At 70.8% G+C, this 16,299-nt stretch carries 13 protein-coding genes and 4 pseudogenes; 7 read left to right on the forward strand and 10 right to left on the reverse strand.

Features of this window, described 5'->3' with window-relative positions:
• Positions 1 to 14: 14 nt before the first annotated feature.
• On the reverse strand, positions 15 to 362 hold the full coding sequence (locus tag WJ438_RS36190; protein ID WP_406728930.1) for a DUF5133 domain-containing protein: 348 nt from the start codon (positions 360 to 362) through the stop codon (positions 15 to 17).
• A 388-nt stretch (positions 363 to 750) separates the two neighbouring features.
• Here WJ438_RS36190 and WJ438_RS36195 point away from each other — a divergent pair.
• Both WJ438_RS36195 and glgX read left to right on the forward strand, forming a co-directional pair.
• Positions 751 to 1,262: pseudogene (locus tag WJ438_RS36195) on the forward strand (pep a2).
• Positions 1,259 to 3,403, forward strand: coding sequence for a glycogen debranching protein GlgX (glgX, locus tag WJ438_RS36200; RefSeq protein ID WP_406728931.1), 2,145 nt, complete (start codon positions 1,259 to 1,261; stop codon positions 3,401 to 3,403). Before WJ438_RS36195 ends, glgX begins: the two are co-directional and overlap by 4 nt.
• A gap of 67 nt (positions 3,404 to 3,470) precedes the next feature.
• Here the strand turns inward: glgX and WJ438_RS36205 are convergent, their stop codons facing one another.
• Complete coding sequence (locus WJ438_RS36205; protein WP_406728932.1) at positions 3,471 to 4,319, reverse strand: VOC family protein; 849 nt, start codon at positions 4,317 to 4,319, stop codon at positions 3,471 to 3,473.
• Between the two features lie 249 nt (positions 4,320 to 4,568).
• Here WJ438_RS36205 and WJ438_RS36210 point away from each other — a divergent pair, with 249 nt between their 5' ends.
• Positions 4,569 to 4,907: an ANTAR domain-containing protein gene (locus WJ438_RS36210; protein ID WP_406728933.1), complete on the forward strand. Its 339-nt coding sequence runs from the start codon at positions 4,569 to 4,571 to the stop codon at positions 4,905 to 4,907.
• Here the strand turns inward: WJ438_RS36210 and WJ438_RS36215 are convergent.
• Entirely contained in the window at positions 4,855 to 5,649 is a 795-nt protein-coding gene (locus WJ438_RS36215) for an RNA polymerase sigma factor SigF (protein ID WP_406728934.1), read from the reverse strand. The two genes, WJ438_RS36210 and WJ438_RS36215, sit on opposite strands and share 53 nt — an antisense overlap.
• Before the next feature lie 520 nt (positions 5,650 to 6,169).
• Between WJ438_RS36215 and WJ438_RS36220 the strand changes: the two genes are divergently transcribed.
• On the forward strand, positions 6,170 to 6,691 hold the full coding sequence (locus tag WJ438_RS36220; RefSeq protein ID WP_406728935.1) for a hypothetical protein: 522 nt from the start codon (positions 6,170 to 6,172) through the stop codon (positions 6,689 to 6,691).
• Positions 6,692 to 6,698: 7 nt separating this feature from the next.
• Here WJ438_RS36220 and WJ438_RS36225 read toward each other — a convergent pair.
• The 5 genes and pseudogenes from WJ438_RS36225 to WJ438_RS36245 all read right to left on the reverse strand — a co-directional run.
• A pseudogene (locus tag WJ438_RS36225) lies at positions 6,699 to 6,860 on the reverse strand (hydroxymethylbilane synthase); the annotation flags it as partial.
• Between the two features lie 6 nt (positions 6,861 to 6,866).
• Positions 6,867 to 7,013 (reverse strand): hypothetical protein, encoded by a 147-nt coding sequence (locus WJ438_RS36230; RefSeq protein ID WP_406728936.1) that lies wholly within the window; start codon positions 7,011 to 7,013, stop codon positions 6,867 to 6,869.
• Between the two features lie 116 nt (positions 7,014 to 7,129).
• Positions 7,130 to 7,906 (reverse strand): NPP1 family protein, encoded by a 777-nt coding sequence (locus WJ438_RS36235; protein ID WP_406728937.1) that lies wholly within the window; start codon positions 7,904 to 7,906, stop codon positions 7,130 to 7,132.
• A gap of 285 nt (positions 7,907 to 8,191) precedes the next feature.
• Positions 8,192 to 8,455 (reverse strand): annotated as a pseudogene (locus WJ438_RS36240) (ATP-dependent DNA ligase); the annotation flags it as partial.
• A gap of 798 nt (positions 8,456 to 9,253) precedes the next feature.
• Positions 9,254 to 10,083: pseudogene (locus WJ438_RS36245) on the reverse strand (aldo/keto reductase).
• A gap of 144 nt (positions 10,084 to 10,227) precedes the next feature.
• Here WJ438_RS36245 and WJ438_RS36250 point away from each other — a divergent pair.
• A complete protein-coding gene (locus WJ438_RS36250; RefSeq protein ID WP_406728938.1) occupies positions 10,228 to 11,247 on the forward strand; it encodes a TauD/TfdA dioxygenase family protein in 1,020 nt (339 codons plus the stop codon).
• 33 nt (positions 11,248 to 11,280) lie between these two features.
• On the opposite strand, the gene WJ438_RS36255 is transcribed toward WJ438_RS36250, so the two are convergent.
• Both WJ438_RS36255 and WJ438_RS36260 read right to left on the reverse strand, forming a co-directional pair.
• Positions 11,281 to 11,403, reverse strand: coding sequence for a hypothetical protein (locus WJ438_RS36255; protein ID WP_406728939.1), 123 nt, complete (start codon positions 11,401 to 11,403; stop codon positions 11,281 to 11,283).
• Between the two features lie 171 nt (positions 11,404 to 11,574).
• The gene (locus tag WJ438_RS36260; RefSeq protein ID WP_406728940.1) at positions 11,575 to 12,195 is read right to left on the reverse strand and encodes an L-threonylcarbamoyladenylate synthase; all 621 of its coding nucleotides are present in this window, start codon (positions 12,193 to 12,195) and stop codon (positions 11,575 to 11,577) included.
• A gap of 168 nt (positions 12,196 to 12,363) precedes the next feature.
• Here WJ438_RS36260 and WJ438_RS36265 point away from each other — a divergent pair, with 168 nt between their 5' ends.
• Together WJ438_RS36265 and WJ438_RS36270 are read left to right on the forward strand one after the other, a co-directional pair.
• Positions 12,364 to 13,884, forward strand: a complete 1,521-nt coding sequence (locus tag WJ438_RS36265) for a helix-turn-helix domain-containing protein (RefSeq protein ID WP_406728941.1) — start codon at positions 12,364 to 12,366, stop codon at positions 13,882 to 13,884.
• Positions 13,885 to 14,486: 602 nt separating this feature from the next.
• The gene (locus tag WJ438_RS36270; protein WP_406728942.1) at positions 14,487 to 16,145 is read left to right on the forward strand and encodes a catalase; all 1,659 of its coding nucleotides are present in this window, start codon (positions 14,487 to 14,489) and stop codon (positions 16,143 to 16,145) included.
• The last annotated feature ends 154 nt before the right edge of the window (positions 16,146 to 16,299 follow it).

Here is a 16,299-nt window from a genome sequence, read left to right on the forward strand (position 1 = left end):
GGCGGGAAGGTCCGTTACCTTCCCGCCGGGGAGCGCCGCTCGATCGACGGCGGGCCCCGTCTCGCAGGAGCGGCCGGACGCAGCCTGTCGTTCGCCGCCGGACCGGGCCACTCGTTCACGGCCGGACGCGACCACTCGTCCTGTTCCTGCAGGTGGGTGACGGGACTGGTACGCAGGTACCGTTCGGCGGCGTCGGCCGCCTCCCGCGCGCAGCGCTTGCCCATCAGCACACAGAGGGTGTATCCCGAGTCCTCGAACGTGGTGCGGACCGTGCGATCCGTCGGGGCGGCGAGCATCACGCGTTCCCAGGCCCGGTAGCGACGCAACTGCCGGGCGACTTCGGCTCTGGCGGGTAGCAGCATGGCGCCGTTCTCCTTTCCGTGGCTCGATGGGGCACGTACTCCCGACGGCAGGGTGACGGCCGTGCGTACGGCGGCACGGGCCCGTGACGGTGATCGAGGGTATTCACACATGGTGCATGTTCGGTAACTCCGCGTCTTGTTGGATTTTCAACCATTAAGGCGGGTCGGTACACAGGCCGGACGCGGCTCGACGGCGAGGCTCGGAGTGGGATGAATCATGCTCAACTGGCGCCCCGGACGCCTCAACGTGCGCTCGTGTTGCACGGATGGACCAACCGGGTCACGCTGATGGTGACCCAGGAGCACCAACTGCTCACGTTTCGTGTTCGGGGCTCGTCCCGCAGGGGCGAGGGGAAATCGGGAGCTTCGCGGTGAGGAGCCAACGACGATGAAGACCACCGTGCCCTGCTACTACCACCTCGACGTGGAAGTCAGCCCGGAGCGGGTGGGGCAGGTCAGCCGCATTCTGGCCGCCCACCTCCGGCACTGGGACCTGGAGAACCTGATGGAGCCCGTCTGCCGCGGCACCGAGATGCTGCTGCACGCCATCGACGAGCACGCCACCGACAAGAACACGTCGATCGAGATGTGGTGGAACGGTCAGCACCTCATCACCGCCATCGGGGACCACGACCGCGCGCTGCGCCCCGACCAGGAACTGCGCGGCTGCCTGGAGCACATCGCGGCCAGCAGCGACGGCTGGGGCTGCTGTGCGACCGAGGCCGGCAGCAGGGTCATCTGGTTCTCGCGGCGGGCCGGGCCGGCGAACGCGTCCCGCTGGTGCCGACCGCGCCCGACCCGAGGGCCAGCGAGGGCCTGGACCTGCCCCGCGGGCTCAGCGTCGCCCAGCTGACCGGCCTGGTGCGCACCCCGGCCGGCCTTCTGGAGGCGGCCCGGTGACCCGACGGAACAACCGGAAAGGGGCGCCCGCGTGGAGCGGGTGCCCCTACCCGCTGGGTGCGGTCCATGACGGTGAGGGCACCAACTTCGCGCTGTTCAGCGAGGTCGCCGAACGCGTCGAACTCGTCCTGGTGGATGACGCCGGCCGGCATACGGGCGTCCCGCTGACCGAGGTCGACGGGTCCGTGTGGCACGGCTACCTGCCAGGTATCGGCCCCGGCCAGCGCTACGGCTACCGGGTGCACGGGCCGTGGGCACCGGCGGCCGGGCACCGCTGCAACCCGGCGAAGCTGCTGCTCGACCCGTACGCCACGGCCGTCGACGGGCAGATCGACAACCACCCCTCGCTCTACGAGCGCCGGCCCGACGGCCCCGACCGGGCCGACAGCGCCGGACACACCATGCTGGGGGTGGTGACCGACCCGGCGTTCGACTGGGGCGACGACAGCCGGCCCGGCCGGTCGTACGCCGACACGGTGATCTACGAGGCCCACGTCAAGGGCATGACCCGCGCCCACCCCGACGTCCCCGCCGAACTGCGCGGAACCTACGCCGGTCTGGCGCACCCGGCGGTGGTGGACCACCTGACCTCGCTGGGCGTCACCGCGGTGGAACTGATGCCGGTGCACCAGTTCGTTCAGGACGGTGTAGTGCAGAGCCGCGGCCTGGCCAACTACTGGGGCTACAACACCATCGGTTTCTTCGCCCCGCACAACGCCTACGCCGCCCACGGCACCCGCGGCCAGCAGGTCGCCGAGTTCAAGGCGATGGTGCGGACCCTGCACGGGGCAGGGCTCGAAGTGATCCTGGACGTCGTCTACAACCACACCGCCGAGGGCAACGAGAAGGGCCCCACCCTCTCGTTCCGCGGCATCGACAACTCCTCGTACTACCGGCTGGTGGACGGTGACTGGTCGCACTACTACGACACCACCGGCACCGGCAACAGTCTGCTGATGCGCCACCCCTACGTACTTCAGCTGATCATGGACTCGCTGCGGTACTGGGTCACCGAGATGCATGTCGACGGCTTCCGCTTCGACCTCGCGGCCACGCTGGCCCGGCAGTTCCACGAGGTGGACCGGCTGTCGGCGTTCTTCGACCTCATCCAGCAGGACCCCGTGATCAGCCGAGTCAAGCTGATCGCCGAGCCGTGGGACGTCGGTGAGGGCGGCTACCAGGTGGGCAACTTCCCGCAGCTGTGGTCGGAGTGGAACGGCAAGTACCGGGACGCCGTACGGGACTTCTGGCGCGCCGAGCCGCACACGCTCGGCGAGTTCGCCTCCCGGCTCACCGGCTCCTCCGACCTGTACGCGCACAGCAGGCGACGGCCGCGCGCCAGCGTCAACTTCGTCACCGCGCACGACGGTTTCACCCTGCGCGACCTCGTTTCGTACAACGACAAGCACAACGAGGCCAACGGCGAGGGCAACCGGGACGGCGAGAGCCACAACCGGTCCTGGAACAGCGGCGTCGAGGGCGACACCGAAGACCCGTCCGTGCTCGAACTCCGGGCCCGCCGACAGCGCAACTTCCTTGCCACGCTGTTCCTTTCGCAGGGCATCCCGATGCTCTCCCACGGCGACGAATTGGGTCGCAGCCAGCGCGGCAACAACAACGCCTACTGCCAGGACAACGAGATCTCCTGGATAGACTGGCGGCCGACCGACGAGCAGCGCGCCCTGCTGGACTTCACCCGGCGGGTCATCGCCCTGCGGATCGCCCACCCCGTGCTGCGGCGGCGCCGCTTCTTCCGCGGCGAGAGCGCGCGCCGCGCGGGCCGGCACCTGCCCGACCTGGCGTGGCTGCTGCCGAACGCCGAGGAGATGACCGACGACGACTGGCAGCGCTCCGACGCCCACAGCGTCGGCGTCTTCCTCAACGGCGACGCCATCGCCGAACCCGATCCGCGCGGACGGCGCCTGGTCGACGACTCCTTCCTGCTGCTGCTCAACAGCCACTGGGAACCGGTGGACTTCCGCCTCCCGGCGGCCGCCTACGGTGAGCGCTGGACGGCGCTGATCGACACCACCGACCCGGACGGCGTCCCCGACGAATCGGAGCACAAGGCGGGCACCCGGCTGACTGTCGGACCACGCAGCCTGGTGCTGCTGTCCAGGCCGCCGTACACCGCGGAATGAGACACGGGCGGACCTCCCGGACACACCGCTCGGGAGGCCCGCCCACGTCCGGTGCCCTGCTCTTGTCCTACTCCGTCTCCCACTCCGTCGGCGGTCCGCCCGCGGGTCCGGGGCCGCGAACGTGGCGCGCGGTCACCGTGAACTGGGCGCCCTCGTTGTCACGCAGCACGGCCTCGTCGTCCCGCAGGGCCAGCACACTGCCGCCGTGCCGCTCGGCGGCGCGGACGCACGCGGCCACGTCCGCCACGGTGAAGTGGACCTGCCAGCGCGGCCGGATCGCCGGATCGGGGGCCGACCCCAGTGCCCCCGACTCGATGCAGGCGACCACGTGCCCGTCACTGCGCAGCACCACCTCGTCGCCCTCGTAGACGACCTCGGTGCGGCCGGGCCCCGCCGCACCCCAGTCGAAGACCTCGCCGTAGAAGATCGCGGCGTCGAAGGCGTCACGGGTGTGCAGCCTGACGAATGCGGGTTGCGCCTGGCGCCAGCTGAGCCAGTGGGTGAACAGCTCGCCCTGCCAGACGCCGAAGGTCGCGCCGTCCCGGTCGGCCAGCAGCGCCGCGCGCCCCGGAGGCAGGGAGAGGGGGCCGACCGCCAGGGTGCCGCCGCGTTCCTGCACCCGTGACACCGCCTCGTCCGCGCTGCGCACGGCGAAGTACGGGGTCCAGGCCACGGCCATCCGCCACATGTCGGCCACCCCGGCGAGGCCGGCCACCGGCGCACCGTCCATCAGGGCGATCCTGAAGCGCTCGCCCAGCCGGGCCGGGCGCCATCGCCAGCCCAGCACGGCCGTGTAGAAAGCCTCGGTCGTCTTGATGTCGCGACTGGTCAGGCTCACCCAGCAGGGCGTCCCGTACACGGAGTGGGTGGAGAAGACGTCCGTCGTGCCGGCGGGGGAGGGCATGTCGTGGTTCATGGCAGTCGCGTCCTGATCTCGTCGGCCTGGCAGCCATCTGCAGGACTCCAGTGTCCGGCCTGTACCGCTCCGGGCGCCTGCCGAGTACCCCGGTGAGGGTGCCGAAACGGTGACCGGGGCGTCTTCGGGAGGTCCAGGTGGCACCGGACGGGACGAGTGACGACGATGGAGGGGAAGGACCCTCTGTGAAGGCACCCGAGCACTGGGTGAAGACAGCGCGAGAGCGACACACCGGACCCGGAGGTGACCATGCCCACGGACGGGGACGCGGACGCGGACCGGATCCTCCGGCTGGAGGAAGAGGTGCAGCAGCTGAAGGAGGCGATCGTCTCGCACGCGGTGGTGGATCAGGCGATCGGTGTGATCGTCGTACTCGGACGGGTGTCGCCCGATCAGGGATGGACGGTGCTGAAGGAGGTCTCCCAGCACACCAACGTCAAACTTCGCGACATCGCCGGGACGATCGTCGGCTGGGGAAGCACCGGTGTGCTGCCGCCGGAGATAGGGGCTGAGCTGGGGAAGGCCCTGGACCGGATCAGCCGGCCTCCGTCTGCAGCTCCTCACGCACCTGGGCGAAACAGCTGCTGAGCAGCCGGGACACATGCATCTGCGAGATGCCGAGCAGCTCGGCGATGCTGCTCTGCGTCATGCCCCGGAAGAACCGCAGATAGAGGATGAGCCGCTCGCGCTCCGGAAGCGCCTCGAGGCAGGGCCGGACCGCCACACGGTCGACGACGGTGTCGTAGGCGGGGTCCGGGCCGCCGAGCGAGTCCCCGAGCGCGTAGCCGTCCGTACCGGGCATCTCCGCCTCCAGCGACAGTGCGGAGAAGCACTCGAGGGCCTCCGTGCCGGTGCGTACCTCGTCCTCGGTCAGCTGCGCGTACGCGGCGATCTCGGCGGTCGTCGGGGCCCGTCCGGGAGTGGTCTGCGCCAGTTCCTTCACGGCGTGCCGTACCCGGTTGCGCAGATCCTGGACCCGGCGGGGGACGTGCAGGGTCCACATGTGGTCCCGGAAGTGACGCTTGATCTCGCCGGTGACGGTCGGTACGGCGTACGCCTCGAAGGCGTTGCCGCGCGCCGGATCGTAGTGGTCGACCGCCTTGACCAGGCCCAGGGCCGCCACCTGGTACAGATCCTCCAGAGCCTCACCGCGCCCGCGGAAGCGGACGGCGATCCGCTCGGCCATGGGCAGCCAGGAACGGACGAGCTCGTCCCGCAGCGCCTTGCGTTCGGGGCCCTCGGGCAGCCGGGCGAGGCGGACGAAGTCCTCGGCGGTGTCGGGTGCGTCGTGGTGGGGATGCGGCTTCGTGGTGCTGCCGGCGATACGCATGACGCGCACCTCCCTGAGCAGGTGCCGGGTCGACGGGCACCGTGGGAGCGCGGGCTCGGACCGTACGGAGAAGAGACCCCGGGGGTGGCGAGCCGGTTCCCACGGTCGTGCCTCCGGTCCGAAGCACTGGCCTTTCCATTCCCCCGCGCTGCGCCGATGAAACGGTTTCCCGAATTTCGGGTCGGGAATGTGCGGGAAACGTACGCTGCGAAGTCATGGAAATTCATTGGGTGAAACTCAGGAAAGGTCGGGGAAGCCGGTCGGTGGCCGGGCCGCGGGTGGGCCCGCGTCGTACGCAGGCGGCACGGCCGCCCCCGGGCCCGCCATGTGATCACGGCACGGAACGTGATGTGCGGCACGCCGCGGTCCGGGCCGGGCGGCCGGTCCGGCGGATTGTTCCAGCGCAGCGCTTGATCAGCGATCAGAGGGGATGAACTGCCTGACCACGGTGCATTCCGCTCATTTGACAGTGCCGGGAGCCCACGGATAGGAAGCAGCGACGGAAGTGGAAAGGTGAACCGTGTACGAGCCGAACGTGGTCGGGGACTGGCGGGAGTACGACGAGCATGCCGGTCTGCGGGTCCGCGTCCACCGTCTGGAATCGGGCGAACCGCCCAGGGGACGGGACGACGCAGCTCAAGGACTGACGTACTTCAGCGTCCGGGTGACCGTCGAGAACCGCGGTGAGCGGAAATTCGGGATTCATCTCGAGGACGGTCAGGTCGACGTGCGGGTCGGTCCCGACGGGGAGAGCGCGTTCATCGACTGGCGCAACTCACAGTTCATCGAGGGCTTCGACGTCTATCCGCTGCGTCGCGCCACCGCCGTGCTCTACGCGGCCGCCCCCGAGGCGTCCCTGAGCCATGTCGACGTCCAGGTCCAGCTGCGGGCCGACGAGGAGTGGACCGGCCGCCGTCTGTGGTCGGGCGCCCTCACCGTGCACGACGGGACCGCCGGAACACCGGGGGGCGGGGTCAGGGAGGGCCTCGCGCACCAGTTGAGCGCGTTCCTCCGGGGCCAGGCGGAGGAGGGGACCGCCTGATCCGCCGTCAGTGGGCGATCCCGTCGATGATCTCGCGGGCGCCCTGACGCAGCAGGGCCACGGCGACGGAGGTGCCGAGCGTCGCCGGATCCAGCCGGTCCGCCCATTCGTGGGCGTTCGGCCACACCTCGCCGCCCGGTGCGAAGACGCAGGCCCGCAGCGACAGGTCGCGCAGTCACTTGTCCCCGGTGGTCCGTATGGGGACGACCTCGGTGCGCACACCGGGCAGGACGACCGCCGACTCGCCCCGTACGCGCTCTGCCTGGGCGAGCGCCATGGGTGAGTCGCGGGAGACGATTTGGATCAGTTCGGGGACCGACATGGCGACACGGTAGCCCTCCCGCTCGAATCCTTACGCCGGACGGACCGGTTGGGAGCCCGAACGGCGAATACGTCCGGACTCCCGGCGACGGGTGGTCAGTTGTGCGAACGCCGGCGTCAGGCGTTCGGATCGAACGGTACGCCCGACGGCTTCGCCGCGGCCAGATGGGAGGCGAAACTCCCGTCCTTGAGACCGAAGTGCGCACTGCCGAAGTCGTGGGCGACGAGTTTGTCGCGCAGCCCGGCCGGATAGCCGTTCCAGCCGACCAGCGGCGGGTACTGCCAACTGCTTTTGTGGTTCTCCGGCGGTTCGTCACCCGAACCGCCGAGCCGGAAGCAGTGCGTGCTGATGCCGTCCTTGTGGTACACGATCTTCGGATGCGTTCCGTCGAAGCGGACCGCCGACCGGGCGTGGATCGAGAACGAGCCGTGGTGGGACGTCGCAACGTACTGGGCCGTGCTGTTCTGCACCCACACCACGACATGCTCCCAGTCGTGGCGGTGGCCGCCGAGGCTGACGCCCGGCAGTGCCTGGTCCTTCTCGAAGTACAGGGCGTAGACGATGGCGCACCAGCCGTTGTTGCACTTCGAGCGCGAGTAGCCGTTGGTGCTGTCCAGGTCCGGGGCGTCACGGCAGTTGCCGTTGAGGGCGCCGGTCGGGTGGAGCCCGGGGCTGACCGTTCCGTCCGGACCGATCGCGGGGGTGGGGTAGCACCCGTCGGTGTCGTAGTCGTAGGCGGGCTGGAAGGTCCGGTCGAGACTGTCCGCGTTCGCCGGCAGGGCCGGCGGCGGAGCGGCGAAGGCGGTGGCGGGGAAGGCGACGACGAGAGCGGCGGCACCGGCGAGATCGGTCAGCCATCTCCTGCGGTGCTTTCGGAACGTGCTCGACGACACTGCGTCCTCCTCATGGTCCGGGCGCAGCCCAACGGCTGTGGGGAGCAAGGGAGTTCAGCATCCCGGTTGTGCACTTCCGTGCCAAGGGGCCACGGGCGTACCGATGGTGAAGCGCTGCCCAACACTCGACGAGCCGTTATCGGATCACTCCCCGTCGTCCGGAATGTCGGCGGCCGCCTCCTCGGGCGTGAGATCCGGACGGGGCCTCAGTCAGGACGGCCTGGCACGGCACTCCGCGCCGGGTACGGGTGCTGTAGCGCACCTCGCCGTGCAGCAGGGGCACCACAGATGCACCACGTGGGGCAGCACGAGACGGACGGGAACCGTCACCGTCCGCCGTGCCGCTCTGCGGGAGTGGGCGCCAGGACCCATCCGGGACTGCAGCAACTGGAAGCTCGCCCGGCCGTGTTCGTCCAGCGCGAGCACTTCTTTGTCCAGGACCGCGAGAGCGTCGACGGGCGGCTGGAGTCCGGGGTACACACCCGTGGTGTCCTGACTGGACCGGGCGCACAGCCTGACGCTCCCGTCTCCGGGGGCCATCACCCGGACCGGCTCCCTCCCTCGACCTCGACGAAGAGCTGGAGCCACGCAGCGGCACCCCGACCGCGCGGCCTGACGGTTTTGGCCCGCGCCGCCCGGTCCCGTTCGCGCCGTGCCCGACGCGAACGGTGAGACCCGGTACCCTCCTGCTTACTTACTGTCCGGTAAGGCCGCGGGGCAGGTCGCCGGAGGAGGAACCGTTTCCCGGTCCGATCGCTCACCGTTCCTCTGGGCTGAGCAGGGTTGAGTCCGCTCAGCCGCACGCCCCGAACGGTCCTGGGCGCTCCCCCGCTGCCTCGAGGGCGGGGGAGGTGCCCCCGGGTCCCCGGCGTACTCGCCCCCGGGGCGGCGACACGCATCCGGTGCGTGGTCCGCACCCGGGGCCGGCTCCCGCACGGCCCGGCGGCACGAGCACGGCCGGAGGCGACGAGGGGCCCCGAACCATCACTCCGGTGGAGCAGGGGACCCGCGCCGGCGCCGTACCCGGCGTCCCGGAGCGCACGGGCACGTCACCCCGCACGGCCCACCACACCGCCCGCCCGCCCGCCCGCCGACCACCACACGATCGAGTTGCACCCACCCGCGCGCACGCTCTCCCCGCCATGTGAAGATGGCCGTCGACTGGAGCCGCCGCCCCACACCGCAGCGGGCCGCGGCCCGGGGACGGCTGCCCCTGCGGGGCCACTGGTGCTGTGGGCGCGTGGAGTCGCCAAGGGTGCGGAGAACCGCTCGTGAGCGGGCGACCGCAGCAGCGGTGACGCCGTGGGACGGCGGGCGGAGTTCACCGATGGGGCAGGGGTGGGGCGGTCAGAACTCCTGGTGCACCTCCGGGTCCCCACCGATGCGCCGGTGGGCCCGGTCGGTGATGGCCCGCATCTGGGCGGCGTCCAGTTCGAAGCCGAAGACGTCGAGGTTGGCACGCTGCCGCCCGGGGTCGGCCGACTTGGGCACGGGCAGCGCGCCGAGCTGGATGTGCCAGCGCAGCACCGCCTGGGCCGGTGTGACCCCGTGGGCCTCGGCCACCGAGGCCACGGTCAGGTCGTCCAGCACCTTTGAACCCCGGCCCAGCGGGCTCCAGCTCTCGACGAGTACGCCCTTGTCCGCGTGGTAGGAACGCAGCTCCTCCTGGGGGAAGAAAGGGTGCAGCTCGACCTGGTTGACCGACGGCAGCACCCCGGTCTCCTTCTCCAGCCGTTCGATGTGGGCGGGCGCGAAGTTGGAGACCCCGATCGAGCGTACGAGCCCGTCCTCGCGCAGTTTGATCATGGCCTTCCAGGAGCCGACGTACTTGTCGACCCGGGGAGCGGCCAGTGGATGAGATACAGGTCGACGTACTCCAGCCCGAGACGCGCGCGGGACTCCTCGAAGGAGGCGAGGGTCTCCTCGTACCCGTGGTGGCGGCCGGGGAGTTTCGTCGTCACGACGACCTCCTCGCGCGGGACGTCGGCGCGGGCCACGGCACGACCGACACCGGTCTCGTTGCGGTAGTTCGTCGCCGTGTCGACGAGGCGGTAGCCCATCTCCAGGGCCGCCGTCACCGACTGCTCCGCCTGCGCGTCGTCCATCGGCCAGGTGCCCAGACCGAGGGCGGGGATCGTCGTGCCGTCGTTGAGCGTGTGGTTCGGGATGCTGATCACGAGGGGACCCTCCCATGGACAGTGTCGTCACCCTCCAGCCTCACCGACCGGACAGTCAATGATCAACCTGACGGGCGGGCCGGACGGACGGGACGACTCGCATGAACCGGCATGGATCCATGCAGACCGACGGAGGGGGCGCACATGACGACGGGCGGAAGCGGTGTGGGCGGGGAGAGCGGAGGGAGCACGGAGCGCGGGGTGGGCGGTGGGGAGGACGTCGAGAAGAGCGCGGGTGTCGAGGTGCGTCCGGTCGCCGGGCACATCGGTGCCGAGATCACCGGCGTCGACCTCGCCGACGAGCCCGGCGACGCCGTGATCGCCGCCGTCCGGGAGGCGGTGCTGCGCTGGAAGGTGGTGTTCTTCCGCGGACAGCGCCTGGACCACGCCGGACATGTGGCGCTGGCGCGGCGGTTCGGTGAGCCGGTCGTCCTGCCCCGGCGCGGGAAGGCCTCGCCGCCCGGCTTCCCCGAGATCGAGACGACCGCCGACCGGCTGGAGCTCGGCGGACGGTTCGGTATGGAGCACGACGAATGGCTGCGGCGCCGCCGCCACACCCTGCTGCGCGGCTGGCACTGCGACCACGGCGCCCGCGTCGACCCGCCCGCCGCGACGATCCTGCGCGCGGAGACCGTCCCGCCCTACGGAGGCGACACCACCTGGTCGAATCTGGCCGCCGCCTACGCCGGACTGTCCGCTCCGGTACGAGAGTTCGCCGACCGGCTGCGCGCCGAGCACCGGCTGGGGGTCGGCTACCAGCCCCGGCCCGGCGACGACGCCTATCTGCGGCACCTGCTGGACCACCAGACGGCCTCCGAGCACCCCGTGGTGCGGGTCCATCCGGAGACGGGGGAGCGGGTGCTGTTCGTCAACGGCTACTACGTCGAGCAGATCACCGGCCTGTCCCGGCCGGAGAGCCACGCCGTCCTGGAGATGCTGCTGGAGCAGGCGACCCGGCCCGAGTACACGGTGCGCTTCAGGTGGGAGCCGGGCAGCATGGCCTTCTGGGACAACCGTGCCACCATCCACCTGGCCCCTGGTGACGCCGCCCACCTCGGCCACCCGCGGATCATGCACCGGGTGATGCTCACCGGTGACGTGCCGGTGGGTGTCGACGGCCGCCCCTCGGAGCCGGTCACCGGAACCGCCCCGGGACGCTGGTGACCGGCCGACCGGCCGGCCCCGTCCGGAAGCCGCTCAGAAGGCGCGGCTCAACGAATCCGGCACCACGGCCCAGTGGCGCTCGTCCGCCTCCTTGTCGTACGCGGCGATGCCGTCCTCGGTGGCGATGTGAACGGTGGTCCCCCGTACGGCGGTCATGACAGGTGGACGCCTCTCTGCGGGAGGCCGGCCGGGACCCGCACCCGCGGCGCGGGACGGAGCACGCCCATCCTGACACGCCGTGGGCCCGGCGCTTCGGCCGTATCCGGGTCAACTCGGTTGAGGAGAAGCTCCTTTGCTCATCACGTCCGTGCCGCCTCCCGGATGCCGCTACTCGAACCGTGAGGTGTCGCCCGCGCCGCGCCGTACGATCTCCGCCTCCCCGCCCGAGAAGTTGATCACCGTTGTCGGCTCGGTGCCGCAATCTCCTGAGTCGAGCACCGCGTCCACCACATGGTCGAGCCGGTCCTTGATCTCCCAGCCCTGGGTCATCGGCTCGTCCTCGCCGGGCAACAGCAGGGTGCTGGACAGCAGGGGCTCACCGAGCTCCGCGAGCAGCGCCTGGGTGACGACGTGTTCGGGGATGCGCACGCCGACGGTCTTCTTCTTCGGATGCTGCAGCATGCGCGGCACCTCCTTCGTCGCGGGCAGGATGAACGTGTAGCTGCCCGGCGTGGAGGCCTTGACCGCGCGGAACACGTCGTTGTCGATCCGTACGAATTGGCCGAGCTGCGCGAAATCCCGGCACACCAGAGTGAAGTGGTGGCGGTCGTCCAGCTTGCGGATGGTACGGATCCGGTCGATGCCCTCCCGGCTGCCCAGTCGGCAGCCGAGCGCGTAGCAGGAGTCCGTGGGGTACGCGACCAGGGCGTCGGCGCGGATGCTGCCGGCGACCTGGGCGATGGTACGCGGCTGGGGGTTGTCGGGGTGCACGTCGAAGTACTTCGCCATTCACCGAGCTTATGCCGCCCGGACGGCAGCGCTGCACACCCCCGCCCGGTGCCCGTCCGGGTACCGGGCACCCCGGATGCCGCGCCCAGCCCGTAGTGAGCTCGGCGATCGGTGGGGTAACGTCCGGGGCCGGCGGAAGGCGCCCGGCGGAACGAGGGGAAGACCGAGGTGGCAGCCCGTAAGGACGGAGGCCGACGGCCGGAGCCGGCGGCAGGGGAGCGACCGGAGCAACCCGGGTGGGCACAGGAACTGCTGGGGCACCTGCGGCCGGCGGGCCGTGACGTCCGCAGGATCGTCGACTGGCTCGCCGGCACCGTGCACGCGTCGGTGGCTCTCCGGGACGCCGTCGGCATCCTCGTCGCCGGGACCCGGCTGCCGCTGGACGAGGACCTCGTCGCCGATGTCACCTCGGGCCGGATCGCCTCCGCCGCCTGGGAGGACGGCGAACACCACCTGCGCCTGGTGAAGGTCGGACATCCCTCCGAGGTCTGGGCACTGGCCGTCTCCCGCGACGCCCCGTTCGACCGGCGCAGTGCCGACATCGTCACGCACACCGCCCAGGTCGTCGAGCTGCTGCTGACCGCCCGCGAGACCGCCGCGGCCGGGCAGCAGCTGCGGCGGGCCAGCGCCGATCTGCGGCTGGCGATCCTGCAACTCCTCATGGTCGAGGACACCGTCGCCGCCCGCCGGGTGGCCGCGGGACTCTGGCCGGGCCTGCTCGACGCCGACACGGCATGCGTCTACATCGTCGAGTCCGAGCCCGCCCACCGCGACCGCCTCGCGGAGGAGTGCCTGGACACCACGGAGGAGAAGGCCCTGGTCGTGCGGTGCCCGGCCATGGACGGGCACGTGATCGTCGTCAGCCCCCGCGAGGCCACCGCCGCCGCACTGAAGTCCCTGGTCGCACGGCACCCGGACACCTTCCTCGGGGGCAGCGTCCGGCAGAACCTCGCCCGGACCGCCACCGCGTACGGGCAGGCCGTCAGTGCCCTCGCCGTGGCACGCTTCCGTCCGGACAAGACGGCGGTGTACGCCGAGCGCACCCATCCCGAGCGGCTGATGAACCCGGCGGCGCTGCGCGACTGGACGGCCCGGCTGCTGCGCCCACTGGACGCCGTGCCGCACCACACCCGCGCCGAACTCCTCGCCACCACCCGCCTCGGCCTGGAGTTCACCGCCGTCAACACGGCCAAGATCCTCGGCGTGAGCCGCAACACGGTGCGCGCCCGCATGGAACGCGTCGAGACCATGCTGGGCACCGGCTTCGACGATGTCACCGCCCGTGCCGTCGTGCACCTGGCGCTGCACACCCAGATCAACCTCCAGGACGGACAGGCGCGCGGTGCCTGCGCGACACCCGCCCCGGGGCTCGCACATCTGGTGTCCGGGTCCGCCGTACGCTCCTGGGCCGGAGAGCTGCTCGAACGGCTGGACCAGGACGCCCGCCCCCTGCGGCGCACGCTGCGTACCTGGATCGCCGCAGGCGTCAACGCCGAGCGGGCCGCGCAGGTCCTGGGCGTCCACCCGCAGACCGTGCGCGAGCACGTACGCAGCGCCGAGCCGGTCCTGGAACGCCAGCTGCTGGCCGCCGGGACCGACCTGTACGAGGTCGTGCTGGCCCATCTGGCGCTGGGAGACCTGGAGCACCCGGTGTTCGCGGGGGCCGTACCGGCACCCTCATCCGGGTGAACGACGGACCAAGCCGAATTTTCGACGGTTCCGTGACCGGCTGCGTACGGGGTGAAACGGATTTTACCGGACTCACCTGTGCACGGCTGAGTCCTGCGGCCGTCGCAGCGGGCATCAGTGCGATACACACCCGCGTCGCCGTTCACATAGGTTCGTCCTTGCCGCGGGAGCACGACCGGAACGGGGGACCGGTCGCGCTCCCGTGGGTCTTCCTCACCAGGACCCCCCGCCTGCCCGCAACCGTGGCAGCCGTGGGAGCCGCGGGCGGTCCCGCCGTTCTCGCACCGACCTGCACGCCGTAAGAGTGCGCGCCGCCGCTCCGAGTCGCCGCTCTCCGTGAGGCACGGCAGCATGGCCCTCGTACGCACGCCACCGGCGGGACGCGCGCGATGCGCGCGGCCAGGCCGTCCGGCGGCGGACGTTCCGCGAGCGGGGCCAACGACGCGTGAGCGACCACGCGGCCCCGGAGCCGGGGGAGCCCACGAGCCCGGGACACCGGAGGAACGGAGCACCCGGACCGGCCCGCGACGACCGGCCCACGGCCACACGCCACCGTGTCCCGGCCCGCCACCAGTCATGAGTAGCCGAAGGAGTCCACGAACATGACGGACGTTTCGAGCCGGGGCCCTGCTCCGGGCGACGACCGCAAGGTACTCACCAACCGGCAGGGCCATCCGGTCCACGACAACCAGAACCAGCGCACGGTCGGCGCCCGCGGGCCCGCCACGCTGGAGAACTACCAGTTCCTGGAGAAGATCAGCCACTTCGACCGGGAACGCATCCCCGAGCGCGTCGTACACGCCCGGGGGGTGACCGCGTTCGGTCACTTCGAGGCCTACGGCACCTGGGGCGACGAGCCGATCAGCCGTTACACCCGGGCCCTGCTGTTACAGGAGCGCGGCAAGCGCACGGACGTGGCCGTCCGGTTCTCCACCGTCATCGGCGGACGCGACTCCTCCGAGGCCGCCCGGGACCCGCGCGGCTTCGCCGTGAAGTTCTACACGGAGGACGGCAACTGGGACCTCGTCGGCAACAACCTCGGCGTCTTCTTCATCCGGGACGCGATCAAGTTCCCGGACGTCATCCATGCCCTCAAGCCCGACCCCGTCACCTTCGAGCAGCAGCCGCGGCGCATCTTCGACTTCATGTCGCAGACGCCCGAGTGCATGCACATGCTGGTCAACCTGTTCAGTCCGCGCGGCATCCCCGCCAACTACCGTCACATGCAGGGCTTCGGCGTGAACACCTACAAATGGGTGAACGCCGAGGGCGAGACCAAGCTCGTCAAGTACCACTGGATGCCCAAAGCGGGCGTCCGCTCCATGACCGAGGACGACGCCGCGAACGTCCAGGCGGGCTCCCTCGGCCACGCCACCAAGGACCTCTACGAGGCGGTGGGGCGCGGCGAGTACCCGGAGTGGGAACTGCTCGTCCAGATGATGGACGACCACGACCACCCGGAACTGGACTTCGACCCGCTCGACGACACCAAGACCTGGCCCGAGCAGGACTTCCCTCCGAAGCCGGTCGGCCGGATGGTGCTCGACCGGATGCCGGAGAACTACTTCGCCGAGAACGAGCAGATCTCCTTCGGCACCGGTGTCCTCGTCGACGGCCTGGACTTCTCCGACGACAAGATGCTCGTCGGCCGGACCTTCTCCTACAGCGACACCCAGCGCCACCGTGTCGGCCCGAACTACCTCCAGCTCCCCGTCAACCAGGCCAAGGCCGCCGAGGTGAACACCAACCAACGCGACGGCCAGATGACCTACCTCGTGGACCAGGCGGGGGAGAACCCCCAGGTCAACTACGAGCCGTCGATCATCGGCGGTCTGCGCGAGGCCAAGGAGCCGTCGCATGACGAGCAGGGCCCGGAGATCCGGGGCTACCTCACCCGCAAGCGCATCCCCCGCGCCAACGACTACCTCCAGGCGGGCCAGCGCTACCTGCTCATGGAGGACTGGGAGCGCGACGACCTGGTGAAGAACTTCGTCGCCCTGCTCTCCCAGTGCGACCGGCCGGTGCAGGAGCGCATGGTGTGGCACTTCCTGCTGGTCGAGAACGACCTCGGCCGCAGGGTCGGCGACGGACTCGGCATCGCTCCGGGGGACGTCGCCGGTCTGGAACCCCTGGCGGGCCAGGACCTCACCGACAAGGACCGCAAGCGGCTCGCCAACCTGGGCGACAACCCGCCGCGCGACGTGCGGGGACTGACGATGACCCACTGCGTCCCCGATGAACGGCACGTGGTGACCCGCTGAACAGGTCCCCGGCCCCGGGCCGACCCCGCCACGGGGTCGGCCCGGGGCTGTTTCCGTCGTGTACCGCGGCACGGCGGGCGGGAACGCACGGCACCCGAGCCCGGGCTCCGGTGCGCCCCTCCACGTCCGACAACCGCCCCCGACTCGTCACGCG

Source organism: Streptomyces sp. GD-15H (assembly GCF_045291515.1).
GTDB lineage: Bacteria > Actinomycetota > Actinomycetes > Streptomycetales > Streptomycetaceae > Streptomyces.